This is a genomic window from Agrobacterium sp. GD03872 (genome assembly GCF_029840625.1).
Lineage (GTDB): Bacteria > Pseudomonadota > Alphaproteobacteria > Rhizobiales > Rhizobiaceae > Agrobacterium > Agrobacterium fabrum_A.
Genome location: NZ_JAOCCY010000004.1, coordinates 277992 through 302161, shown reverse-complemented (window position 1 = coordinate 302161; position 24170 = coordinate 277992). Strand labels below are relative to the sequence as shown.

Annotated in this window: 19 protein-coding genes; 10 read left to right on the top strand and 9 right to left on the bottom strand. The window is 61.7% G+C overall.

From position 1 onward, the window contains the following. Window positions 1–81: 81 nt before the first annotated feature. Together prfB and N5D22_RS12495 are read left to right on the top strand one after the other, a co-directional pair. Window positions 82–1213, top strand: a protein-coding gene (prfB, locus tag N5D22_RS12500; RefSeq protein WP_279655298.1) for a peptide chain release factor 2 whose coding sequence is annotated in 2 segments (ribosomal slippage) — window positions 82–150 and window positions 152–1213 — 1131 coding nt in all. Because the reading frame shifts where the segments join, the coding sequence is not laid out codon by codon here. 73 nt (window positions 1214–1286) lie between these two features. Continuing rightward, a complete protein-coding gene (locus tag N5D22_RS12495; protein WP_279655296.1) occupies window positions 1287–1763 on the top strand; it encodes a cysteine hydrolase family protein in 477 nt (158 codons plus the stop codon). 24 nt (window positions 1764–1787) lie between these two features. Here the strand turns inward: N5D22_RS12495 and N5D22_RS12490 are convergent, their stop codons facing one another. After that, window positions 1788–2288 carry a hypothetical protein gene (locus tag N5D22_RS12490; RefSeq protein ID WP_279655295.1) on the bottom strand — a complete coding sequence of 167 codons (501 nt, stop codon included), beginning with the start codon at window positions 2286–2288 and terminating at the stop codon, window positions 1788–1790. A gap of 12 nt (window positions 2289–2300) precedes the next feature. Beyond that, complete coding sequence (locus tag N5D22_RS12485) at window positions 2301–3074, bottom strand: NAD kinase (RefSeq protein ID WP_279655294.1); 774 nt, start codon at window positions 3072–3074, stop codon at window positions 2301–2303. A 284-nt stretch (window positions 3075–3358) separates the two neighbouring features. On the opposite strand from N5D22_RS12485, the gene N5D22_RS12480 reads away from it, so the two are divergent. Further along, on the top strand, window positions 3359–4276 hold the full coding sequence (locus N5D22_RS12480) for a PhzF family phenazine biosynthesis protein (RefSeq protein ID WP_279655293.1): 918 nt from the start codon (window positions 3359–3361) through the stop codon (window positions 4274–4276). Between the two features lie 114 nt (window positions 4277–4390). On the opposite strand, the gene N5D22_RS12475 is transcribed toward N5D22_RS12480, so the two are convergent. After that, on the bottom strand, window positions 4391–10747 hold the full coding sequence (locus N5D22_RS12475; RefSeq protein ID WP_279655292.1) for a hypothetical protein: 6357 nt from the start codon (window positions 10745–10747) through the stop codon (window positions 4391–4393). Window positions 10748–11225: 478 nt separating this feature from the next. Between N5D22_RS12475 and N5D22_RS12470 the strand changes: the two genes are divergently transcribed. Beyond that, window positions 11226–11594, top strand: a complete 369-nt coding sequence (locus N5D22_RS12470) for an Hpt domain-containing protein (RefSeq protein ID WP_279655291.1) — start codon at window positions 11226–11228, stop codon at window positions 11592–11594. Between the two features lie 130 nt (window positions 11595–11724). Then, window positions 11725–12045 (top strand): 2Fe-2S iron-sulfur cluster-binding protein, encoded by a 321-nt coding sequence (locus N5D22_RS12465; RefSeq protein ID WP_279655290.1) that lies wholly within the window; start codon window positions 11725–11727, stop codon window positions 12043–12045. A gap of 307 nt (window positions 12046–12352) precedes the next feature. On the opposite strand, the gene N5D22_RS12460 is transcribed toward N5D22_RS12465, so the two are convergent. After that, a complete protein-coding gene (locus tag N5D22_RS12460; RefSeq protein ID WP_279655289.1) occupies window positions 12353–12979 on the bottom strand; it encodes a DUF922 domain-containing Zn-dependent protease in 627 nt (208 codons plus the stop codon). Window positions 12980–13158: 179 nt separating this feature from the next. On the opposite strand from N5D22_RS12460, the gene folP reads away from it, so the two are divergent. The 3 genes from folP (at window position 13159) to folK (ending at window position 14908) form a co-directional block, all read left to right on the top strand. Beyond that, window positions 13159–13944, top strand: a complete 786-nt coding sequence (gene folP, locus N5D22_RS12455; protein ID WP_279655288.1) for a dihydropteroate synthase — start codon at window positions 13159–13161, stop codon at window positions 13942–13944. 78 nt (window positions 13945–14022) lie between these two features. Next, window positions 14023–14388, top strand: a complete 366-nt coding sequence (folB, locus tag N5D22_RS12450) for a dihydroneopterin aldolase (protein WP_003502532.1) — start codon at window positions 14023–14025, stop codon at window positions 14386–14388. Between the two features lie 4 nt (window positions 14389–14392). Beyond that, window positions 14393–14908: a 2-amino-4-hydroxy-6-hydroxymethyldihydropteridine diphosphokinase gene (folK, locus tag N5D22_RS12445; protein WP_279655517.1), complete on the top strand. Its 516-nt coding sequence runs from the start codon at window positions 14393–14395 to the stop codon at window positions 14906–14908. Between the two features lie 14 nt (window positions 14909–14922). On the opposite strand, the gene N5D22_RS12440 is transcribed toward folK, so the two are convergent. The 4 genes from N5D22_RS12440 to N5D22_RS12425 all read right to left on the bottom strand — a co-directional run bounded on the left by N5D22_RS12440 (window position 14923) and on the right by N5D22_RS12425 (window position 18773). Further along, window positions 14923–15483: a hypothetical protein gene (locus N5D22_RS12440; RefSeq protein WP_279655285.1), complete on the bottom strand. Its 561-nt coding sequence runs from the start codon at window positions 15481–15483 to the stop codon at window positions 14923–14925. Between the two features lie 129 nt (window positions 15484–15612). Beyond that, a complete protein-coding gene (locus N5D22_RS12435; RefSeq protein ID WP_279655284.1) occupies window positions 15613–16692 on the bottom strand; it encodes a YcjF family protein in 1080 nt (359 codons plus the stop codon). Next, window positions 16689–18167 (bottom strand): YcjX family protein, encoded by a 1479-nt coding sequence (locus N5D22_RS12430; RefSeq protein WP_279655283.1) that lies wholly within the window; start codon window positions 18165–18167, stop codon window positions 16689–16691. Before N5D22_RS12430 ends, N5D22_RS12435 begins: the two co-directional genes overlap by 4 nt. Window positions 18168–18296: 129 nt before the next feature. After that, window positions 18297–18773, bottom strand: coding sequence for a histidine phosphatase family protein (locus N5D22_RS12425; protein ID WP_279655516.1), 477 nt, complete (start codon window positions 18771–18773; stop codon window positions 18297–18299). Between the two features lie 302 nt (window positions 18774–19075). Here N5D22_RS12425 and dksA point away from each other — a divergent pair, with 302 nt between their 5' ends. Beyond that, window positions 19076–19495 carry an RNA polymerase-binding protein DksA gene (gene dksA, locus N5D22_RS12420; RefSeq protein WP_003496274.1) on the top strand — a complete coding sequence of 140 codons (420 nt, stop codon included), beginning with the start codon at window positions 19076–19078 and terminating at the stop codon, window positions 19493–19495. 108 nt (window positions 19496–19603) lie between these two features. On the opposite strand, the gene N5D22_RS12415 is transcribed toward dksA, so the two are convergent. Further along, window positions 19604–20833, bottom strand: a complete 1230-nt coding sequence (locus N5D22_RS12415; RefSeq protein WP_279655282.1) for a flagellar biosynthetic protein FliO — start codon at window positions 20831–20833, stop codon at window positions 19604–19606. 686 nt (window positions 20834–21519) lie between these two features. Here N5D22_RS12415 and N5D22_RS12410 point away from each other — a divergent pair. Further along, window positions 21520–24108 (top strand): PAS domain-containing sensor histidine kinase, encoded by a 2589-nt coding sequence (locus N5D22_RS12410; protein ID WP_279655281.1) that lies wholly within the window; start codon window positions 21520–21522, stop codon window positions 24106–24108. Window positions 24109–24170 lie beyond the last annotated feature (62 nt).

Below are 24170 nucleotides of genomic sequence, written 5' to 3'. Positions count from 1 at the left end.
GGCGGGGGCGCGGGTCTTTACATCCGCGCCCCCCGCATTTATTTGAGCAACGAGTTTCAATGAAGGTGAAGAACCAGCGAAATGCGCAATGAAATCGTGAACGTAGTCGACGAAATCAAGCAGGCCATAAGCCTGCTGAGGAGGCATCTTTGACTGGGACCAGGCGATAAGACGACTGGACTGGTTGAATAACAAGGCAGAGGACCCGACCCTCTGGAACGATGCCGCTGAAGCCCAGAAGCTGATGCGCGAACGCCAGCAGCTGGATGACAGCATCAATGGCGTCAAGGCGCTCGAGCAGCAGCTCCGCGACAATATCGAGCTGATCGAACTCGGCGAGATGGAAGGCGATGACGAGATCGTCGAGGACGCCGAAGACGCATTGAAAGCGTTGAAGAGCGAGGCGAACCGCCGTCAGGTGGAAGCCATGCTGTCAGGCGAAGCCGATACCAACGATACCTATCTCGAAGTGCATTCCGGCGCCGGCGGCACCGAAAGCCAGGACTGGGCGAACATGCTGCTGCGCATGTATACCCGCTGGGCCGACCGCGAAGGTTTCAAGGTCGAGGTGCTCGAAGTTCACGACGGCGAAGAGGCCGGCATCAAGTCGGCGACGATCCTCGTCAAGGGTCACAACGCCTTCGGCTGGCTGAAGACGGAATCGGGCGTGCATCGCCTCGTTCGCATTTCGCCCTATGACAGCAATGCGCGTCGCCACACATCCTTCTCTTCCGTCTGGGTTTACCCCGTTGTCGACGATTCGATCCAGATCGACATCAATGAGAGCGATTGCCGCATCGATACCTATCGTTCGTCCGGCGCGGGCGGCCAGCACGTCAACACCACCGACTCGGCGGTGCGTATCACGCATATTCCGACCGGTATTGCCGTTGCCTGCCAGCAGGAGCGTTCCCAGCACAAGAACCGCGCCAAGGCGTGGGACATGCTGCGCGCCCGCCTCTACGAGGTGGAGCTGCAGAAGCGGGAAGAGGCGGCCAATGCGCAGGCCGCATCCAAGACCGATATCGGCTGGGGTCACCAGATCCGTTCCTACGTTCTGCAGCCTTACCAGCTGGTCAAGGATCTGCGCACCGGCGTGGAAAGCACCGCACCCGGCAACGTGCTGGATGGCGACCTGAACGAATTCATGGAAGCCGCTCTCGCCCATCGCATCAGCGGCGGCGCGGATGTGGAAGTCGCGGATATCGACTAGGACGCTCCGCGTCTTGACTGGAAAGTTGCCCCTCGCAAACCCATTGCGAGGGGTTTTTCGTTGGAGGACAAGCATGAAACAGGCGCTCTATATCGTCGACGTCCAGCCGAGCTTCAATCCGCCGGCTGCGCTGGTGGCGGATATATCCGCACTCGCCCTGACGATGCCCAGCATCGCTACCGTCGAGCGCCATGACGAAAGCGTGACGCCCTTTGAGCGGCAACTCGGCTGGAAACCGGGCAGGGACGACGAGTCGCTTGTTGCGGCAGATCGCGTATTCATCAAGCACGGTTATGCGCCGCCCCGGGATGTCGTCAGCTATCTCCTGTCGCTGAAACTCGACAGGGTGCTGGTCTGCGGCATTCAGGCTGATACCTGCGTGCTGGCCGCTGGTTTTGCCCTTTTTGATGCGGGGCTGCATCCCACGCTTTTGCCGTGGCTGACGATAGGCTCCAGTCTCGACCGCAGCGGAGAGCTTGGCGCACGATTATGGAAACATCATTTCGGCGCGGTTCTGGCCGGTCCGCATGAACTGAACACATGGCGGTGAGCCGGACATTCCCCGCCGTCCCGATCAGTTCGAGGCTCTCTCGATCTTCATCTCACCCAGCTCGTCGATCAGGATCGTCCAGCTTTCCGCTTCCTTGGCCACCGGGTCCGTTTTCAGATAAACGGTGACGAAGAGGCCGGGTGAGGCGGATGCGCCGTTGGAGCTCTCGGGACGAATATCCGTGACATAGGATTTCATCTGGTTGAACTCTTCAAGCTCGACATTTTCCAGAAGATTCGGTCCATCCGCCGTATAGGCGATGCGCTGCAGGTAAATTTTTGCCGCGCCGTCGCCCTGGCGGATTGCGATGACCTTGTAATAACCACGCGTGGGCGAGGCAGGCGGCGGCCGCAGCTGCCCGTCCGGGCCTTTCACCGGTTCGAGATTCCGGTCTTCCCACATGCCGCTGCTGACGACGAATATGGCGGAGACCGGCAGCATATCGATCGCCTGTGTCTGCGCCCGTGCAGGCAGCACGGCGGCGGCGAGAAGAAGGGCAACGAGGATCGATTTTTTCACATGCATGGCAATTTGGCTTCAATTGTTGAACTGTTCGGCGAGAACCCTGTCCGACCATGAACGGTCCGGATCCGAAAGGATCCTCGCCGTCCTGTCCTGGGATTGTGCAATCCGAACGTGACGAACGGATTTCACCTCGGTGTGGTCGGCCACGGCGTTCACCGGGCGCTTGTCGCGCTCCAGAACATGAATGTCGACGGTTACCTTGTTCGGCAACAGCGCGCCGCGCCAGCGCCGCGGACGGAAAGCGCTGACGGGGGTCAGCGCCAGCAGCGGCGATTCCAGCGGCAGGATGGGGCCATGGGCGGAGAAGTTGTAGGCTGTCGACCCTGCCGGCGTCGCCACCATCATGCCGTCGCAGATCAGCTCCTCCAGCCGCACCTTGCCGTCCACCTCCACGCGCAGCTTGGCGGCCTGATGCGATTGGCGAAACAGGCTGACCTCATTCATGGCAAGGGCGGTAAATTCATCGCCGTCGGAATCCGTCGTCGTCATGCGCAGGGGATGGAAATCGTTGCCGCTCGCCACCGCGATGCGCTCGATGAGGCCCTCCACCCGGTAGTCATTCATCAGGAAGCCGACGGATCCCCGGTTCATGCCATAGACCCGCTTGCCGGAATTCATCGTCTCGTTGAGGATCTGCAGCATGAAGCCGTCGCCGCCGAGCGCGACGATCACCTCCGCCTCTTCGAACGGCGTATCGCCGTAAATGCCTTTCAGCTCTTTCAGCGCCGTCTGCGCCTCCTCGGTTGCGGAGGCGACGAAGGACAGTGAATAGGTAGAATGCGACATCCGCTTCCCTCGACAACGGCGCAAGGCGCTGTAACCCGTTGAAGCGGCTCGAAATCTTCAAACCTCCCCAAGGGGAGTGATATCAAGCCGCCAGACGCATCCTTGGTACATGAAGACGGCGTCCGGGGACAAGGCCTTTCGGACCAGCAGGCGTTCCCTCGCGAAGGGTTGCTCCCTTCCGGTCCACAGCTTCTTGATTTGCGGCTGCCGACAAGGGTTGCGATGCGCGGCGGCGTGATGCAGTTTGCCAAATCAGCCGGAATGACGAGTGGCAGGAGACGGATGTGGCGTTGAACTACGATATCTACGATGTCTTTACCGAGACGAAAATGGCGGGAAATCCGCTGGCGGTCATGTATGACGCCGATGATCTTCCCCAGACCGCCATGCAGGCGATCGCGCGGGAAATGAACCTTTCCGAGACGGTCTTCATCAACCGCTCGACCAATCCGGCGCATGCGGCTTCGCTGCGCATCTTCACGCCTTCAGGTGAATTGCCTTTTGCCGGCCATCCGACCGTCGGCGCGGCGGTCGCCATTGCCGAGCGCAATCACGGCGAGGGCGATGATGACGTCGATATGGTCTGCGTACTGGAGGAGAAGGTGGGGCCGGTGCGCTGCGCGGTAAAGATGCGCGCGGGCGCGGTCAGCTTCGCGGAATTCGACCTGCCGCGTAGATCATCCCGCGTCGAGCTGCCGCTCGATCACGCCGCGCTCGCCGATGCACTCGGCGTCAGCGAAGGACATCTCGGGTTTGAGAATCACGTACCGTCGATCTGGACGGCTGGCGTACCCTTCCTGCTGGTGCCGATGCACAATATCGCCGCCATCAGGGACATGGATTTCGACGCCAGCCTGTGGCTGCGCACCGCGCCGCTGGTCGAAGGCCTGTTGACGGCGGCCTATGTCTACTGTCGTGGCGGCGTCAACCATGCGGCGAAGTTCCATGCCCGCATGTTCTCCCCCGATATGGGCATTGCGGAAGACCCGGCCACCGGCTCGGCCGCCGCTGCCCTTTCCGGCGCGATCCATCATTTCGACGGCCTGACCGACGGCCACCATCCGCTCCTGATAGAGCAGGGCGTGGAGATGGGAAGACCGTCCCATATCCATCTGCGCATGGATATCAAGGACAATGAAATCGCCCGGGCCCGCATCGGCGGCCATGCGGTGCGCGTTGCATCGGGCAAGTTCGAGATCTGAGTTCAGCGTAATCGCGTGTGTTTACACCGGTGAAAAGCGACGACACAGCAGCTGATAAGCCAAAAGAAAAACCCCGGCCTTGACCGGGGTTTTATCATTTCAGCGACATTCACTTCAGTTGAACCGGCCCGCAGCATGGGCAAGCATCGTATAGACCTTGCCGGTATCGGAGGTGAGGTAGGACTGGGTGACGGTCCGGTCGCGATCCGTGCGGGCTACATCGGCAAGCAGCTTCTCGAAATCGGTGATGTAGCGGTCCACGGCGGTGCGGAATTCCGCTTCCCGCTCATATTTGCGCTTGATCTCGTCAAAGGTCGTCTGGCCCTTCAGCGTATAGAGGCGACGGGTGAAGACGTCGCGCTCGCCGCGCTGGTAACGGCGCCACAGTTCCACCGATGCATCGTGGTCGATGGCGCGGGCGATATCGACCGAAAGCGAGTTCAGCGATTCCACCATGTGGCGCGGATTGCGGGTGTCGGCCGCGCGGGTCGGCTGCTGCTCCGCACCGGTGCGCGGGGTGGAAGCGGCTGAGCCTTCCTGACCGTCACGCGAAGCACCGCGCAGAAGATCGCTGATCCAGCCGCCGCCTTCTTCGCGCCGTCCGGCCGGGGCTCCCGGCTGGGTCGCGGCGGGCGCCTGACGGCTCTCGACCTGACGGTTCTCAAGCGGCAGGGCGCCACGCAGGGCCGGGGCAGCGGCAGGCTGCGGCTGAGCAGGACGCTGCTGCACGGGCGCGGCTGCTGCAGGCTGCGGACGCGGTTCCACGCGGCGTTCCGCCACCGGCTGGGTCGCGGCAATGGCACGGGCTACCGGTTCGGAGACCTCCATCTGGTGCGTCGAACGACCCACAAGCTGGGAAATATCCTGCAGCGCCTTGATCTGTTCGGAAACGGCGCGGCGCATGGCGGCCGCACTTTCCTTGGCTTCCTCCGGCAGGTCGAAGGCGCCGCGCTTCAGTTCGGCGCGGGTCGCATCCAGTTCGCGGCGGATATCGTGGCTGGAGCGGCGGATTTCGTCCGTTGCGCCGGCAAAGCGGCTGACGGCTTCTTCCACGGCCTGACGTAGCGTCTCCTTGAGGCTGGCGGCAGCGGCATTGGATTTTTCCGAGGCGCTGCCGAGAAGATTGTCGACTTCCGAAAGCGAGGATTCGACACCGCCGCGCAGGCGGTTGACCAGCTCGTCGGAATATTTCTGCGCGTCGGAGAGCGTGCTTTCAATCGAGCGGCTGGCATCCTGACCGGCGGAGAGCAGGGCGCCCCGCATGGTCTGTGCGGCCGAGCGGGCGCGCTGTTCGGTCTCATCCAGCGAACGGCCGATATCGGAGAAGGACGCCTGCAGATTGTCGCGCAGATTGCCGGCGACGTTCTGCGAACGCTCTTCGGCGTCGTTGAGCGTGGTTTCCACCACGCCGATGACATTGCGCATGGCGCTTTCGATTTCCTCGGATCGCTTGACGAGGCCGACCGACAGGCTGCGCAGGGCGTCCTGACGCTCTTCCAGCGTGCCGACAAGGCTTGACTGCGCCGCATTGAGCAGTTCGGACGCCTGGCTCAGCACCTTCGAATGTTCCTCGAAACGGCCGACGATGCCGGCAACCTGCGCCAGTGTCTGGCCGGAAATATTCGACAGACGGTCGATCTTTCCTTCGAGCAGACGGCTGGAGCTGGACACCATGTCGGCAGCCTGCGAGGTGGATTCGGAGAAGCGGGTCGCCGAGGCGTTCAATGCCTCGTCTGCCGCGCCGAAGCCCTGTGCGGCGCGCTCGACAGCGGAATTGAAGTTGGTTGCCGACTGTTCGACGATTTCCGCCATGCTGTTATGGGTCTGCGACAGCATATCCGTGCTCTGGCGGGTGGCGGCGACCAGCTTGTTGGCCGCATCGCTGCCGGCGCGGGCATATTTGTCGATGCCCTGTTCGACGGCGTCCGCCATGGCCGTATGCGTCTCCGACAGCATGTCGGTGCTCTGGCGGGTAGCCGCGACGAGCTTGCTCGCCGCATCCGTGCCGGCATTGGCGTAATCGCTGATCGCCTGCTCCACCATGCCGACCATGCCGCTGTTGCTCTGAGAGAGGAGCTCGGCGCTCTGCTGGGCGGCGGAAACGATCTTCTCGGCGGCTTCGCGGCCGATGGTGGCATATTCGTCGACGACGGGCTTGGCTTTCTCCTCGATCAGGCGCGACAGTTCGGCAGAACGGCTGGCCAGCATCGAGTTGAGTTCGCGGGTGCGGTTGTCCAGCGCCGAGCGGATGGATTCGCCGCGGGCGTCGAGGGCGGATTCGACACCCGTGAGCGTCTCGGAGATAACGCCGACCTGAGACCGAACGACGGCTTCAGCCTCGGCAACCTTGTTGACGATGATGTTGCCCGCTTCGGAGAAGGTCTGGGCGACGGCGGCGGCCTGGCCGGAAAGGCGCGTCTGCGCATCCGAGATACGGTTGACGATCTCGCCGGAGCGCTCCTCGATTGCCTTGGTGAAGGCTTCGTTCTGCGCCTGCACCTGTTCGGCGAATTCCGAACCGGACTTGGCAAGCAGGGAGGTGGAGCGCACGGCCTCTTCGCCGATGCTCTGGGTAGCGGAGGTGACCGCGCCGCGCAGGCTGACGGCGAGATCGCTCGCCTTGCCTTCAATGGTGCGGTTGACATTTTCAAGACCGATGGTCAACGCCCGGTCCATGGTGCCGAGGCGCTCATCGATGCGCGCCGTGCCGGTATCGAAGGTTTCGGCCAGACGGCTGGTACGGTTTTCGAACGTATCTGCGACACGTGTGGTCTGTTCATCGAGAATGCCGGTGATGCGCTCGGCCGCTTCGTCACTGGCGCGGGCGAACACTGCCGTCTTGTCTTCCAGCGCTTCGGCAAAGCGGCGGCCGGCATCTTCGATGGAGGTGTTCACATTGGCCAGATCGCCACCGACGCGTGCCTGCAGCGTATCGAGAGAGGTCTCGATACGCGCACCGGTCTCGTCGAGGCGGGTGGTGACATTGCCGATGGATGTCTCGATTTTCGAGGACAGGGCATCCGTCGCACCGCCGATTTCGCGGGCAGCCTCGCCGATCTTGACGGCGATGTCGCCGGCGCTGTTGCGCAGGCGCTCTTCCAGCGTCTGCGCGCTGCCGTCGATGGCCTTCTGCAGCGTTTCCTGCTGGGTCTCGAGCGATAGTTCCAGCATGCTGGCGCTGGAGGCGACGGTAGTGCCGATCATCATCGCCTGCTCGGACAGCATGTCGCCCATCTGGGTCGTGGCGGAGCTGAGCGTTGCGGCAAGGTCCGCCTGGCGCTGGTCGAGCGCCGTGCGAATATCCTCATGCGATTGCGAGAGGTTGGTTTCGAGGCGGGACACACCTTCTTCCACCGTCTGGGCAAAACGGGTGCTGCCGTCTTCAACGACGCTTTCGATGCGGTTGGCCGCGCCCGAGACACTCTGCTCGATCAGGCCGCTATTGCGCTCCAGCGAACCGGCGATGCGTTCCGCCTGCGAACCGAGCATGGTTTCCAGCCGCTCGTGGCCGCTGGCAAGTGCGTTTTCAAGCGTGAAAGCGGTGGCTTCGAGACGCTGGCCGACGCCCGCCGCCGCAAGCGAAAGCGACGATGCCCTGGCATCCATGGCCTCGGCGATCCGTTCCTCGACGCCCGAAATCGTCATGTCGAGCGCCATGGTGCGGCTGTCGAGCGCGTCCGCAATGCGTTCTTCCGCGCTGGAAACGATGCCTGAAAGGGCCGACGTGCGGCTGTCCAGCGCGCTGGCGATGCGGTCCTCGACGCCGGAAACGGCGCTATGGATGGCCGCGGTACGACCGTCGAGAATCTCGGTAATCTTTTCCTCGACGCCGGAGAAGCTCATGTCGAGCGCCATGGTGCGGCTGTCGAGCACATCGGTGATCCGCTCTTCCGCGCCGGAAACGACGGTCTTCAGCGCATCCGTGCGGCTGTCCAGAGCGCCGGCGATACGGGTCTCGGCGCCTGCCACCAACTCGCCAAGGGCTGCGGTGCGGGTGTCGAGCGCTTCGGTGATTTTTTCCTCTGCACCGGAGAATGCCATGTCGAGCGCCATGGTTCGGCTGTCGAGTGCATCGGCGATACGTTCTTCCGCGCCGGAAACCACGGCGTTGAGGGCTGCGGTGCGGCCATCAAGCGTCTCGGCGATCCGGGTTTCAGCGCCTGCGACCAGGTCGCCGAAGGTAGCAGTGCGGCTGTCGAGCGCGCCAGCGATCTTTTCTTCGGCACCTGCAACAATGCCGGTGAGGGCAGAGGTGCGGTTGTCGAGCGTCTCGGAAAGTCTCTCCTCGACATTGGCGAAGGTCATGTCGAGAGACAGCGTTCGGCTGTCCATCGTGTCGGCGATGCGTTCCTCGACGCCGGAAATGGTGCTGGAAAGCGCGGCCGTGCGGCCATCCAGGGTTTCTGCGATACGGCTCTCCGCACCGGAGACGACATCGTGCAGGGCGGCCGTGCGGCTTTCCAGCGTGTCGGAAATGCGGTCCTCGATGCCGGAAACCGCACCGGTGATGGCGGCGGCCCGGGTTTCGAGCGTTTCGGCAAGACGGCGCTCGACATCGGCGACGACGTTGTTGATCGCGGCCGCGCGTTCGTCGAGCATCGCGGCAAGGCGCTCGGCCGTGCCGGAGACGGAACCGGTAATCGCCATCGAACGGCTGGCGAGTGCCTCGTCGAAACGGTTCTGGCTGGCCGAAAGCGCGCCGAACAGGGCATTGCTGCGTTCCGCCAGCACGGCGTCGATTGTCGCATGCGAATTGGCGAAGGCATCGGTAATTTCGGCGGTGCGCTGGCCGATGGCGTCACTGAAGGCCTGTGTCCGGCTTTCAAGCGCGCTTTCCAGCATTTCCTGACCCGTGCCCAGCGCTGTCGCGAGCGCCAGCGATTGATCGGTCATGGTGGTGCCGATGCGCTCCAGACCGGCGCTCAGCATGGTGTCGAGCGCTTCGGAGCCGCCGGCAACGGTTTCGTTGATGCGGGCGAGGCTTTCCATCAGCTTGCTGTCGAGGCTGCCGGCGCGCTGGTCGAAGGCGCTGGCGAATTGCGCCACATGCTCGTCGAAGGCCGAATTGACCTGGCCGACCGTCGCCTGCATCCGCTCTTCATAGAGGCCGGAGCGAAGATCGAGATCCATGATCGCATCGTCCGCCGTGCTCTGCAGGCTCTGGCGGAAGGAGAGACCCTTTTCCTCAAGCGTCGTGGACAGCTTGTCGAGAACGGTATCCAGTGAACCGCCGATGATCTGCTGGCCGCGGTCGATATTGCGGTTGAGTTCCAGCGTGCGGTTCGACAGCGTCTCGTTGAGCTGGCGGGTGCGTTCCTCAAGCGCGCTGTTGAGGCTTTCAACGCCGCTATCCAGCGTCGAGGCATGGATGGCGAAACGCTCCAGCAGCACTTCACCGCGCTCGTCCAGCGTCGAGGTGAGGTTGTGCAGGCGCATGTCGAATTCGTTGGAAATCGTCGTGCCGGAGGAGTTCAGCGCCTGGAGCAGGTTTTCGGTCTTGGCGGCGATCAGGCTGCCCATCGCTTCGGTCGAGGCGCGCGATTTTTCCAAAAGCGCGGCCGAACGGGTGTCGATCATCGAGGCGAAAGCCTCGCCGGTCGTGGCGATCCGCATCGAAAGCTCTTCGCCGACGATGGAAAGCTCTTCCTTGATCTGTTCCTGCGCGCCGACGATGGAGGAGCGGATGCGCTCCGCATGGTTGACGATGGCGTCGCGCTCGGCGGTCAGTTCCTGCACGAGGCTGCGCACGCGCAGTTCATTGTCGGCATAGCTGCGCTCGAGCGCGTTGACCTCGGAGTGAACGAGGGTTTCGAGTTCCGTCGCGCGGGCGATGGTGCGCTCGATGCCGTCATTCATGGCCGAGACTTCACGGCGAACCGCCTGGCCGACGGACATGATGCGGTCGGATGCGACCGTCTCGGGCTCGGCAAGGCGAAGGGCGACTTCGGCCATGGAGCGGGCGGCGTTGCGAAGATCGCGGGCGCGCGCCATCATGATAGCGAAGGCGAAGAACAGCATGACGGGAACAAGGATGCCGACGACGATCGCCATCAGGCCGGGGATCGCGGTGAGATCGGCCAGCGAGGCGATGTTCCACAGCGCGTTGCCATAAAGAAGATGTGCGATGCCGAGGCCGCCAAGCGCCCAGATCACCGACATGATCGTGGCGTTGCGCAGCGCGCCGCCGATGGAGCCGCCTTCCAGCGATTTCAGGATCATGGCCGGGCTGCGCTTGGAACCGTCATTGGCCGCTTCGAGATTGGGCGATCTGGGCGTCTGTTCGGCAGGCGCGCGCGCGGCCTCGGGAGCAGGGGTCTGTCGGCTTGCTTCCTTCAATCTGGCCTCCGGCTGCTTCGGCGCTGCAGTTTTCCGCGTCTCCGGCTTTTCTTCGAAAGCGCCAAGCTGCAGGGCATCTTCCAATGCCTGGAATGCAGTCTCGTCGACAGAGTCGCTGATCTTGTTATTCGCCATGCGATTACGCCTCGTTACACATACGCCCGGCTTCATGCCGTTGACCACTTGCGTTCCGCAAGCAGACTGCCGCCATCATGCCAGCGGAACATTATCTCTCAGGAGAGAACAATTCCGCCATTTACCAAATCCCGAATTGCTGGTGGTCCAGCTTTCGGGCGAAATTACATCACTGTGCCGCAATAACAAAGCTTGTGCTTAAGCCCTGCGGGAACGGCAGTACCGTAGTGACACATTTAGGTGTTCGAAACAATTAATGCGGATTTGCGGCGGCGGCGAAGTGTCGGCTTTTTAACAGTTTTTAAACCTGAGTTTCACGCTGAACGCCTTGTTTCGCATAAGTTTAACATAAATTAACCATAGCAGAAGATTTTCGCCCGCGTCACGCCGTAATTTAAGCCGATAGCACCGGTTTGAATGCGTGAATACGACACAGATGTGACACGAAACAGGAAACGGCGAGACAGGAATTCCAGCCATGGCAGCGGTCAGTATTGCTTTCGAAGCTCCCGACAATTGCGGCGGCGCGCCCGTCGTCGGTAAAAAACCGATCGATTTCGATCATCTCGCCCGGCAGACCATGGGTGACAAGGATCTGGAGATCGAGGTGCTGCAACTGTTCAGCCGCAACGCGCGTGCCGCCCTGCATGAAATGGCGGGCGCCGACGACAAGGCCGTCACGGCGACGGCCCACCGTCTGAAGGGGGCTGCGCAGGCCGTCGGCGCCTCCGCCGTTTCCTCGGCGGCGGCGGCTGTGGAGGAGAAGGGCAATGACAGCGCCCTGATCGCAAAACTCGCGGCGGCCATTGTCGAGGCCGAAAACTTCATCCTCAAGCTCTGCCGCTGAGGCGTAACACATCAAATCTGCCATTTTGCAGGGCCGGTTGTGCCTGTGCGCCCTTGAAGCGGGTTGCCAAGGCGAACCGGCCTTTCTATGTGTTTAGAACAGTTCTTAGATCACATTTTGGATTTCCGGCATGACAAAACTGACCATCGTTGCCTTTGACGGCACGTCCCATGAACTCGACGTGAGCAACGGCTCCACCGTCATGGAGAATGCGGTACGCAATTCCATTCCCGGCATCGACGCGGAATGCGGCGGCGCTTGTGCCTGTGCGACCTGTCATGTCTATGTCGACGACGCCTGGGCTGAGCGCGTCGGCGGACCGGAACCGATGGAAGAGGACATGCTGGACTTCGCCTTCGACGTTCGCCCCACCTCGCGCCTTTCCTGTCAGATCAAGATGAATGACGAGCTCGACGGTCTCGTCGTTCATGTTCCCGAGCGTCAGGGCTGAGAATTTCTCCATTGCTTTGCGCAGAAAAAGCCCCGCTCACCTGGTAGCGGGGAGCGGGGCGAGGCGGGTACGCAGCATGCAGGCGAGGGAGGAAACACCTGCGAGCCCTCAAGTGCGCACCGGGAGAACCGGAGACGGTTGCAACCGTCGGACCCGCCGTGGGCCGCAACCATTTCAAACCGTAAGAACAAGCTACAATGAGTCTTGCCGGCCGCACCATGACGAGAATTCACGGGTGATATCGGACATGACGTAACGTCAAGTCCGTGTTGTTCCTCGGGATTTTGGCAGGGGCGGCCAACGGCCGTCAGCGGCGGTTCTGACCCTGTTCAAGCCGGTTTTTCAGAAGCCGGGTCATGCGGGCATCGAAATTTTTCGATTCCACCACGTCGAAGCGCAATTGATCCCGGTCGTGCTCGTCCATCACCGTCTGGCTGATCTTGCCGACCATTTCCTGCAGCGCCTCACAGCTTTTCTGCGGGCGAAGCGCCGCCAGCTGTCTTTCGAGCGTACGGGCATGGGTGCGGGCAATTTCCGCGTGGCGTTCCTCATGGCGCTTGATATCCGCCAGTAGCGTATCCCAGATGAAGGCCAACTCCGCCGTGGTGCGGCGGCGGTTTTTCCATTTCGGCAGGAGAATGCGGGTGTTCAGCACGACCTTGGCCGTTCCGACGCTGCAAAGGCCGTTTTTCTCGACATAGGTGAGTTCACCGCCGAATTTTATTTCGGTCGCACCGGGATGGCGCGCGCCGGTATTGCGCGTCAGCGGGCCATGCTTGGAAAGCTGCTGGTCGAGATCCGCAGCGGTTTTGCCGCCGATCGAAAAATAGGAATAGGTCTTGCGGACAATGGTGTCGGAAAAAGCCGATCCGGGTAGGGAAAGTGCCAGTACGCCTGCTAAAGCGGCGCAAAGAGCACGTGATGATTTGGTCATGACCCGGCCTTCCGGTTGAACTTGAAAAAGGTTTGCTGCATAGGCGGAGCGGAACTTATAAGAATTGGCATAACACTCCGTTATTCCCGAAAGGCGCGTGTTACGTGATAACAGTCGGCAGCAACGCGTGGCAAGCGGCCCATGGCCGCTCCCTGAAACTTGATGGGCGTGGCCGTATTATGGCCATCGTTAATGCAACGCCCGATTCCTTTTCCGACGGCGGCCGTTATCTCGCCGTCGATGCGGCTTTTTCCCATGCGCTGACCTGCCTGGAGGAGGGGGCCGACATCATCGATATCGGCGGCGAATCCACCCGTCCCGGCGCCGCCCAGGTAACGGAGGCCGAGGAGCAGGATCGGGTGCTGCCGGTCATCGAGAAACTTCGCCGAGAAACCGACGTGCTGATTTCCGTCGATACCTATCGCGCTTCGACGGCGCGGCTGGCAATCGGCGCGGGCGCGCATATCGTCAATGACGTCTTCGGCCTGCAGAAAGATGCGGAGATGGCCGGTGTGGTCGCCGCCACCCGCGCCGGTGTGTGCATCATGCATACCGGCCGCGACCGGCAGAAGCTTGCCGATGTCATCGCCGACCAGTTCGAATTCCTCAATCGCTCGCTTGAGATCGCCGAGGATGCAGGTATCGCCCGCGATGCCGTCGTGCTCGATCCCGGTTTCGGTTTCGCCAAGGACGAGAGCGAAAATGTCGCGCTGATGGCGCGTTTCGGCGAACTTGCCGCTTTCGGCCTGCCGGTTCTGGCCGGCACGTCGCGCAAGCGTTTCATCGGGTCGCTGACGGGCCGGGATGCGGCCCATGAACGCGATATCGGAACGGCTGCGACCACTGCGATCCTGCGGCTTGCCGGTGCTTCGATTTTTCGCGTGCACAATGTCGCCGCAACCCGCGATGCGCTGGCAATCGCCGATGCGGTTCTTGCCAAAACATCGGCAAAGGCCGATGCCTAGATCAATGAGTGCCGGAATGCCGTGTGCCGGAGATGGCGCGGTTTTCAGGCGAAACAGTCCTGCCATGGAGGCGATGCGATGAGCCGCTATACCATCATCCTTAAAAACTGTTCCTTTTTCGCCCGTCATGGCCTTCTCGAGCAGGAGGAGGTGCTGGGCCAGCGCTTTTTCGTCGACGCCGAGATGGAAGTCGAGGCGGGCGATGCGCTGGAAACCGACGATATCGAAAACACCGTCGATTATGGCGTGGCTTTCGCCGTCATCGAAAAAATCGTCGTCGGCCAGCGCCGTTATCTCATCGAGGCGCTGGCGAACGATATCGCCAAGGCGCTTCGCGCCCGTTATCCACAGATCGTCTGGCTCAGGATCACGGTACGCAAACCTTCGGCGCCGGTTCCGGGCATTCTCGATTATGCGCAGGTGAGCGTTGAGCACCGTGCCTGAAAGGATGACCATCGCCGCCTTGGGGCTCGGCGGCAATATCGGCGATCCCGCCGCCGCCATGGCAAGGGCGCTCCACGAACTCGATACGCATGGCGATTGCCGACTGCTGGCCGTTTCCGGCCTTTACCGCACGCCGCCCTGGGGCAAGACGGATCAGGCGGATTTCTTCAATTGCTGCGCTTTGGTCGAAACCTCGCTTTCGGCGCCCGCGCTGCTGCAATTATGCCTCGACATTGAAAGGGGCATGAAGCGGGTGCGCACGGAGCGCTGGGGCCCGCGCACCATCGATATCGATGTGCTGACCTATGGGGATGAGTCTCTCGTTACGGAAAGTATCGAAGTGCCGCATCCGCGCATGACGGAGCGCGCTTTCGTGCTGATGCCGCTTGCCGATATCGCGCCCGACCTTGAGGTAAAAGGCAAGCCCGTGCGGGAATGGCTTCAGCAGGCGGACAAGACGGGCATTGTCAGCGCAAACGAAAAACGGGAGTGGTGGACACTCCCGCTTGGTGATGGCTGAGAAGACTATGACTTTTAAGGCTTGATCGAGCCGACGGCGAGCTGGTCGATATCACGCGCCAGCGTCACGCCGATGACCGGGATCATCTGGTCGGCGACCTTGACGGAAATGGTGATGTTCATCGAATTGTCGTTCGAAACGCGGGCGACCATCGCACCGTTGAGCTTGGCGCGGTTGATGCCGACGACGACCTTGTCGCCGCTGACCTGTCCGGAGGTGATGTCCAGTCCCTTGCCTTCGGCGCCGTCGAGGAATTTGCCCTCGTAAGAGTTGCCCTTCTGGCTGATGACGGCCGACATGGGCTGGCTGAAGACGCCGACGCGGCAGGTGCCGCCGAGCTTGATGCCGGTCTGCTTGTCGTCGAGCGGCTCGCCCGTCAGATCGCAGGTGAACTTCGTGCCCTTGTATTTGCCGGCGACGATTTCGCCCGGGCCTTTCCAGATACCGGCCACGGAGCGGAAGAACACGTCGTCGCGATCGCGCGATGCCGCATGGACGTCAGACATGCCGAAACCGCCGCTGACGGACAATATGGCGGCAAGCCCGCCCACAAGCGAAAAGAAGCGCGAATACATGATACTTTCCCCGGCGAAGATGCCTGTTCGATAGGCTGCAATCTACCGGCGGAATGGTTAATGCTTGGTTTATTTCGCTCTCATTTGCGGCGTCGTTCGTAACCTTTTGAGCCGTCCAAGCCCGAACGATCAGGCTTTTTCACCGGTTTTTCCACCGCTTAAATCGGGCGTGAGGTCGGACATGAAATCACCGATGCCCGGCCGCTTCACCGCCCCGAACGGCAGCGGACGGCAGAGATCCATGGCGGCAATGCCGATTCGCGCCGTCATCAGGCCGTTGATGACGCCTTCGCCGAGACGTGCGGAGAGTTTTGAGGCAAGGCCGTGGCCGAGAACCTGCTGGGCGAGCCCGTCACCGACGGCGATTGAGCCCGTGACGGCAAGATGGGCGACGACATCGCGCAGCAGCTTCAGCATGCCGAGCGTGCCGGGGCGGCCGCCATAAAGCTCCGCCATGGCGCGCACCAGCCGCGTCACTTCAAACAGCACATAAGCAAGGTCGACCACCGCGCGCGGGCTGACGGCGGTGACGACGGAGACGCGCTTGGAGGAATTGAGAATGAGGGCGCGGGCCTGCCTGTCCAGCGGAACGAGCAGCTCACGTTCGGCAAGCTCGATCAGATGCGGACCATCGATGACGTCGCTTTCCGTTTCCTTCAGCGCCGCACGCCCCTTGGCCGTTTCTGCCCGGTGGGAGAGGACGGCATTGAGGCGGGCGACGATGGCGCGCGCGGGTTTCGGGCTCTTGTCGAGGCTTGCCGCCTCGGCATCGGCCTTGAGCGACTGCACGGCATTGAGCCGCATGATACCGAAGACTTCGCGGCCGACGAGAGCGAGAACGGCGAAAAGCGCGACGATGAGCGCAATCGTCGCCGTATAACCCAGCCAGTCGGAGCGGGAGAACAGGTTGCGGATGAGCTGATCCGCCCAGAGCCCGAAGGCGAGCGAGAACAGCACGCCCAATGCACCGAGCGCGAGCTTGCCGAAGGAGAAGCGGTTTTTCTTCGGCGTCGCCACCGGCAATGCGGCGGAGTCGGTGATTTCAGGCGCCAGAAACGGATCGTCCTCGTCGGGCGTCAGCGAAATCTCGGCGTCGAAACTGCGCGGCGCGCGTTTCTGTGCGGCAGACGGTCGTGCCGTCTCTTCGGTTTCGAGCGTGAAAGCGGCCGGACGGCGCGCCTGCGGATCGTTTTGTGTGGGAAGCTTCATGCGAGCTTGTCTCCGAACAGGAACTGCATGGCGCGGTCGAGCCTGATATGGGGAACGGAAAGCCTGATGCCGCCGCTGCCCGGCTCATCAATGTTCGGCGGGCGGAAGCGGACGACATTGACATCGGGCAGCGACGCCTTGTCGCCATCTTGGTCGATGCTGCGGAATAGCGATTCTGGATCCTCAGGCAGATCGCCGGGAAAGATCGCCGTCTTGCGATTGCCGTCGAAGGTCTCGCCATTGATGGTTTCCCCGGCCATTGGCGTGCCGACGATGACGGGCAGCTCGTGGCCATCCTGTCGCACGCTTGCCTCTCTGGTGGCGCGCACGGAAGCCAGCGCCATGACCTCGATGCCGGCGCCGTTCATGCCGATGGTGGTGATGGCGCGATCCACCAGACGGCGGGTCAGCCGCTCCAGCCGGTCATGGCTTTCGTGATGCAGATGGTCGGCCTTGGTGGCGGCGATCAGCACCTTGTCGATACGCCGGCCGATCAGCGACGACAGCAGGCTGTTGGTGCCCGGCCGGAAACAGGCGAGAACATCGCCCAGCGCCCGCTCCAGATCCTGTACGGCTTCAGGGCCGCGATTGACCGCCTGCAGCGTGTCGATCAGCACGATCTGACGGTCGAGGCGGGCGAAATGCTCGCGAAAGAAGGGTTTGACCACAATCGACTTGTAGGCGTCATAGCGCCGTTCCATCATGGCGCGCAGCGAGCCTTTGGGCGCTTTCTCATCCGTCAGGCCCGGAAGCGGCGCAAAGGTCAGCGCGGGCGATCCTTCGAGATCGCCGGGCATCAGGAAACGGCCGGGCGGCAGGGTGGAGAGCGATCTTTCGTCGGATTTGCAGGCTTTCAGATAGGCTGCGAAACTTTCGGCCAAACGTCGGGCCGTCATCTCGTCGGCCGGTGCGTTGATATCGAGCGAAGAGGCGATCGCCAGCCATTCCTGCGCCAGTTCGGCGCGAATGCCGGTTTGTGCCAGTGCTACGGTCGCGTCGCTGAACTGTTTGTAATCCTGCGACAGAAGCGGCAGGTCGAGCAGCCATTCGCCGGGATAGTCGACAATATCGATGGAAAGCTTGCCGGCAGAAAACCATCGACCCCAGCCGCTGGCGCTCTGGTAATCCAGCGTTATCCTGAGTTCCGAGATCGCCCGTGTCGAATCCGGCCACAGCCGGTCGCGCACCAGCGCCTGAATATGGTCTTCGTATTGGAAGCGCGGAATGGCGTCATCCGGCTGCGGCTCCAGCCGTACATTCGAGACGCGCCCGGACCGCATCGCTTCGAACAGCGGCAGCCGGCCGCCATTCAGAAGATTGTGGACGAGGGAAGAGATGAAAACCGTCTTGCCCGCCCGCGACAGGCCGGTGACGCCAAGCCGCAATGTCGGATGGGTGAGGTTGCTCGCACGGTCGGCCAGATTATCGAAAGCGATCAGCGCGCTGTCTGTCAGGGACGTAAGAGAAGGCGGCAATGGCAGTTTCCTGGCTGTGTTTCACGGTCACGGCTGCAATATAGGAAGGTATGGCTGCCCAAAAAAGAAGCGCTTCAGCGGATTTTCAGCAGGGCTGCGCTCCAGAATTTTCAGCGGACGCCGCAGCGGCTACTTGCCGGGTGCGAGAAAATCGACGAGCCGCCAGGCATTTTTACCGTTTGCGGCGCTCGCGTCATGGTCAAGCACGGCAAGGCCGGAGGTGGGAAAACCCGAGGGCAGGGCGGCATGCAGCAAATCCTCGCCGATCATCGCCTCCAGCGTCGCCTCCATGGTGGGGTTGTGGCCCACCAGCATCACCGACTGCACCTCCGATTGCGCGGCGATGAGGGAGAGGTAGGTTTCGCTGCGCGCATTGTACATCTCGTCGATGTAGACGATATCGATACCTTCATTAAAGGCCCGCTGCCACGCCTGCGTGGTCTGCCGGCAGCGCGCGGCCGTGGATGATAGCAGCAGATCGGGGCGGTAGTGCCGGTCGGCGGCAAGATCGGCGATGACCTCCGCCTCGGCAAAACCGGCTTCGTTCAATCCCCGGTCGAAATCCCGTTCCCCCGGCGCCGCCCAGGCGGCCTTGGCGTGGCGCAGAAGATAAACTCGGCTCGGGGAAGATGCTGTCAAGGGCGGGGACCGGCGTTCGAATGTCAGGGCACAGTCTGAATGCTACAGGATAGGGTTGCAGGACCGCAAGTCCTCTTTCCTGTTGGTAAGTCGCATTGAAGTGATTGAAGAAGAGTTCGCTTCAATACGAATAAAGAATAAAAATTAGTCATTTAGATGATTTTTGTGTCAGTTTTAAAAATGCCTGAAAACTGATCTGCAGACTTGAATCGGCCACTATCATTGGAGTATACACCGCCGCATTGAGATGTTCTTCGAGGAGAATCGCGTTGAGTGAGAAGATCGATCTTAGCAAATATGTGCTCTCGGAAGACGATGAGTTCATGAATGCCAGCCAGCGGGCATACTTCCGCGCGAAGCTGGTCGCCTGGAAAAATGACATCCTGAGAGAAGCGCGCGAGACCCTCGGACATCTCGCCGAAGAAAGCGCCAACCACCCCGATCTCGCTGATCGGGCTTCTTCCGAAACAGACCGGGCGATCGAACTTCGCGCCCGCGACCGTCAGCGCAAGCTGATCTCGAAGATCGATGCAGCCCTTCAGCGGATCGAAGACGGTACTTACGGTTATTGTGAGGAAACGGGCGAACCTATCGGCCTCAAGCGTCTGGACGCCCGCCCGATTGCAACGCTCTCCATCGAGGCGCAGGAGCGTCACGAGCGTCGCGAAAAAGTCTACCGCGACGAATAAGGCGTTCTGCCAACCGGCCGGAAACCGCATCAATTGAAAAAGGGCACGGAAATCGTTTCCGTGCCCTTTTTGCTGTCCTGAACCTTGTCTTCGAAAGACCGATACCCGTCAGCGGTCGCGGGTGACGGAGAGCTCTCCGAAGATGCGCGCCATCTCCTTCTGCATGTCTCCATCCGGTGAGGCGCCGGTGACAGGCGGAGAGGCGGGTTGCGCTTTGACCTGCTTGTCGACGGCGGGGGCAACGGAGGGCTGATTGTCCGCTTCCCTGCTCTTGGCGATCTCCGCTTCCAGAAAGCTTTCGAAATCGCTGGCAAGCTCATCGGAAAATTTCGGCTCGGCGTCGGCAGAGGCTGCCGTCGGGTTTTCGGGTTTTGGCGGAAAAGGTACAGGCGGCGTATTCTGGCCCGGCTTCAGGTCGGGAAGAACCCGCTCGCGGGCAGCGTCGAGAAAATCGGCGGCGACGGACTGGTCGATTACCGGCTCGCGGGCGGCGAAGACCGGCGGGGTAAATTCAGATGGTCGTTCTTCCGCTTTCGCCTGTGCGGGCGTCTGTGCAGGAATCGTCGGCGCGACAGGTGCGGCGGCCGGAGCCGGCGTGAAAGGCTCGGCGCGTTTCGGCTCTACGCCGGCCGCGGCGATGTCGAGCGACGCATCTGCCATGGGCAGGATGGCGGCGGCCGGAGCGGTTGCGACCGGTATCGGCGGCGGCGTGGGGCGAACCCGCTCGGGCGCTGCCTGTCTTGGCGGCGGCGCGGCGGGGGACACGGGTTGCGGCGGCGTCGATGGGCGTGGCGGGACCTGAACCGCAGCTGCCGCAGCGGGTGCGGGACGCGGAGCTGGCGCAGGCGCGGGCGGTTCCGGCCGTTGCGGCTGCCTCACCGGCTCTTCGGGTGCGGAGACGGGTACTGCGGCGGTAACGGACTGCTGCGGCAGGGCGGGGCGGCGTTCCTGCGGGATTGCCGGCTCGGCTCTCTTCTGTTCGCTTTCCTGGCGCGGCAGCGCCTTCAATTCCGGCTCCTGCACGTCCCTGACAATCGGGATCGCGCCGATGCCGCTCTCAATGACGATATCCGTCGGGCCGCCGATCATGACGAGATGCTCGACGTTGTCTCGGCGCACCAGCACCAGACGACGGCGTGCATCCACCGCCGTGGCGTCGAGAACCTGCAGGCGCGGCTGCCGGTTGCGCCCGCCCCGGATAAAGGGCGCCGAACCGCTGCGCCGGCGCAGGAGCCACAAAGCGATCGCCAGTACGAGAAGCGCCACACCCACACCGACAACGGCGACGATGAGATTGTTGCCATAGGTGCCGATAAAATCTTCCATCATGGAGATCATCCCTTCAGATTTTTTGGCTTTTTAGTTTCTTGGACAATTAATATTGCCGTGGTTCTTATAGTGTGAACATGAAACAGGAAAAGACGATTTTTTTAGGCGCGATACAAGGTTTATTCATTTCGCCCCCAGGATCGCCGCCTTCACCGCTTCAACCGCTGCCAAAGCGCCATATCTCGTCCTTCAATGCCGGGAGAGGTTGAAAGTTGCAATTCTTTTGCCGAAGGAGCGATCCTTGATGGCCCGGTCACTGCGCATTGACGGCTCTCTCTTACCGCATTTGACGATTATCGGTTTGCTGTTGCTACCGTTTTCGTTTCAACATTCGATTGCGTGGGCGAAAGAGAAGGCGCCGGGGGGCTCTACCACCATGGCGGATTTCGTGCGCGACAATCCTTCCTGCATCGACTTCACGGACGGATGTTCGGTTTGCACCGTCACTGACGGCAGCATCGTCTGTTCTGCGCCACGCATTCAATGCCAGGTAAAGGAGCTGACCTGTACCAGGCGATAGTCCTTTCAAGCTTTTATACAGCTTTCGGGCCGTTTTCGCTGTGCGTTTTTAAGCCTTTGTGTCGCGGCGGAGCTTTTTGACGGTCAAGCGAGTTGCTACAAGAAATTCTGCCGCCCGATTCCGTCAGGAAAAATAGGGCTGACCGAATGACGACCTGCACGACTGCGAGGCCAAGATGACACGGGTGCGCGAGACAAGCGACAACGACCTTCCGCTGGTGGACAGGCGCGCCCGTTCCGGCACGGTCCTGCGCATTCTGCTTCTGGCGGTGGTTCTGATCGCGGCTGCTGCCGCCTTCGTCTATTTCAAGGATTCGCTGGAAAACGAAATCGTGCTCGGCATTCTCGGCGTGCTGGCCATGATGGGCATCTTTTTTCTGGTCTCGTCGATCATCGGTTTCATCGAGGTCATGCCGCAGTCGCAATCCGACGGGCTTGCCCGCCGATTCCTGTCGGCCCATCCTGAAGGCACGCTGATCACCGACACCAAGGGGCATATGGTTTACGCCAACGCCACCTATTGCCGGATGAGCGGCACCACCAAGGCGAGCGATATCCAGAGCCTCGAGACGCTTCTGTCGCGCAGCCGGGAATCGACCGAAGCGCTTTACCGGCTCATCAACGTGCTGCGCGAAGGCCGCGATGGCTATGAGGAATTCCGGCTGCTGAAACCGCTGGGCGAAGACGCTAACACGGGACCGCACTGGTACAGGCTGAAGGGCCGGGTGCTGAAGGATGCGGGCGGCGAGGGGCTGCACGTCTTCCAGATCGCCGATATCACGCCTGAGCGTGAGGATCAGGAGCGGTTTTTCCGCGAATTGCAGAACGCCATCGACTATCTAGATCACGCGCCGGCCGGCTTCTTTTCCGCCGGGCGCAAGGGCGAGATCGTTTATCTGAACGCCACCCTGTCCGAATGGCTCGGCATCGATCTGGCGCAGTTTTCGCCGGGTTCGATGACGGTCTCCGATATCGTCGCCGGAGAGGGCATGGCGCTGATCGAATCGGTGCATCCGCAGGGCACGGCGAAACGCACCGAAATCCTCGATCTCGACATGCGCCGGGTGAACGGCCAGAGCATGCCGGCCCGCCTCGTGCACCAGGTCACTTCTAAAGACGGTGCGCCGGGCGAAAGCCGCACCATTGTTCTGATGCGCCCGAAGGGCCAGGAGGATACGGAATCTTCCTCCGCCATGCGTTTCACCCGCTTTTTCAACAATACGCCGATGGCGATTGCCTCGCTCGACGGCGATGGCCGCATCCTGCGCATCAACGCGCCTTTCCTGAAATTGTTCTCCGGCGTCGTCGGGCGTGACGATATCGACCGCGGCGTCGCACTCGAAACCGTTCTTCACGACAATGAAAAGCCGCGGCTCGAACAGGCGCTGGCCGAAGCCAAGGATCGCCAGGGCGATATTGCGCCCTTCGATTCCCGCCATCCGAGCGACGAGGGCCGGCATTTCCGTTTCTACGTCAATGCCGTGATCGATCAGGACGATGAAGCCCCGGAAGAAGTGGCTATCGTTTATGCCATAGAGGTGACCGAGCAGAAGGCGCTCGAGACCCAGATGGCGCAGACGCAGAAGATGAATGCCGTCGGCACGCTCGCCGGCGGCATCGCCCACGACTTCAACAACGTTCTCACCGCCATCCTGCTGTCGTCGGACCATCTGCTGCTGCAGGCGCGTCCGGCCGATCCGAGCTTTGCCGACCTCATGGAGATCAAGCGCAACGCCAACCGCGCCGCTGTGCTGGTGCGCCAGCTTCTGGCGTTCTCGCGCAAGCAGACAATGCGTCCGGCGATCCTCAACCTGACGGATGTGATCGGCGATCTGCGCATGCTGGTGGACAGGCTTATTTCCGGCACCAATGTCAAGCTGGAGGTCGATTATGGCCGCGATCTCTGGCCGGTGAAGACGGATCTGTCGCAATTCGAGCAGGTGCTCATCAATCTCTGTGTCAATGCGCGCGACGCCATGCCCGACGGCGGCAAGATCACCATCAGGACGCGCAACGTCGACGCGAAAGAAATCGCAGCGCTCGGCCGTCCCGAATTCCCGGCCGAGGACATGGTGATGGTGGAAGTTGCCGATAACGGCACGGGTATTCCGCCTGAAATCATGGACAAGATTTTCGAGCCCTTCTTCACCACCAAGGAAGTCGGCAAGGGCACCGGTCTTGGCCTGTCGATGGTCTATGGCATCGTCAGGCAGTCGGGCGGTTACATCTATCCCGAATCGGAAGTGGGCAAGGGAACCGCCTTCCGCATCTACCTGCCGCGCCATGTGGTGGAAGCCGTTCAGGCCAACGGGCAGCTGCCCGGCGAGGCGGCGCTTGCGCCGGTCGTCGCAGCCGAGCCGGTGAAGGAAGAGCCGCTGGACCTGACCGGCAAATCCGCCGTCGTGCTTCTGGTCGAGGACGAGGAGGCGGTGCGGCGCGGCGGCAAGCGGATGCTGGAAACCCGCGGCTACACCGTGCACGAGGCCGGCTCCGGCACCGAGGCGCTGGAGGTGATGGAGGAGCTGGAAGGCAAGGTCGATATCGTCGTTTCCGATGTCGTGATGCCGGAAATGGACGGTCCGTCGCTCTTGAGGGAGCTGCGCAAATCCTATCCGGACCTGAAGTTCATCTTCGTTTCGGGTTATGCCGAGGATGCATTCGCGAAGAACCTGCCGGCGGACGCAAAGTTCGGCTTCCTGCCGAAACCGTTCTCGCTGAAGCAGCTTGCCATCGCCGTTCGCGAAATGCTGGACGACAAGGAATAGGGCCGGGGAGAGGCGAACCGGATTCGCCTGCCCATTTGCCCTGACGACCCGACCTTCATGCG

Coding starts and splice junctions, on each gene's coding strand:
- N5D22_RS12460 (WP_279655289.1), bottom strand. CDS start 12,979: ATGACCAAATCATCACGTGCTCTTTGCGCCGCTTTAGCAGGCGTACTG.
- N5D22_RS12435 (WP_279655284.1), bottom strand. CDS start 16,692: ATGAAGCTTCCCACACAAAACGATCCGCAGGCGCGCCGTCCGGCCGCT.
- N5D22_RS12495 (WP_279655296.1), top strand. CDS start 1,287: ATGAAACAGGCGCTCTATATCGTCGACGTCCAGCCGAGCTTCAATCCG.
- N5D22_RS12490 (WP_279655295.1), bottom strand. CDS start 2,288: ATGCATGTGAAAAAATCGATCCTCGTTGCCCTTCTTCTCGCCGCCGCC.
- N5D22_RS12440 (WP_279655285.1), bottom strand. CDS start 15,483: ATGTATTCGCGCTTCTTTTCGCTTGTGGGCGGGCTTGCCGCCATATTG.
- N5D22_RS12415 (WP_279655282.1), bottom strand. CDS start 20,833: ATGATCTCCATGATGGAAGATTTTATCGGCACCTATGGCAACAATCTC.
- N5D22_RS12485 (WP_279655294.1), bottom strand. CDS start 3,074: ATGTCGCATTCTACCTATTCACTGTCCTTCGTCGCCTCCGCAACCGAG.
- folB (WP_003502532.1), top strand. CDS start 14,023: ATGAGCCGCTATACCATCATCCTTAAAAACTGTTCCTTTTTCGCCCGT.
- N5D22_RS12465 (WP_279655290.1), top strand. CDS start 11,725: ATGACAAAACTGACCATCGTTGCCTTTGACGGCACGTCCCATGAACTC.
- folK (WP_279655517.1), top strand. CDS start 14,393: ATGACCATCGCCGCCTTGGGGCTCGGCGGCAATATCGGCGATCCCGCC.
- N5D22_RS12470 (WP_279655291.1), top strand. CDS start 11,226: ATGGCAGCGGTCAGTATTGCTTTCGAAGCTCCCGACAATTGCGGCGGC.
- folP (WP_279655288.1), top strand. CDS start 13,159: ATGGCCATCGTTAATGCAACGCCCGATTCCTTTTCCGACGGCGGCCGT.
- N5D22_RS12410 (WP_279655281.1), top strand. CDS start 21,520: ATGACACGGGTGCGCGAGACAAGCGACAACGACCTTCCGCTGGTGGAC.
- N5D22_RS12475 (WP_279655292.1), bottom strand. CDS start 10,747: ATGGCGAATAACAAGATCAGCGACTCTGTCGACGAGACTGCATTCCAG.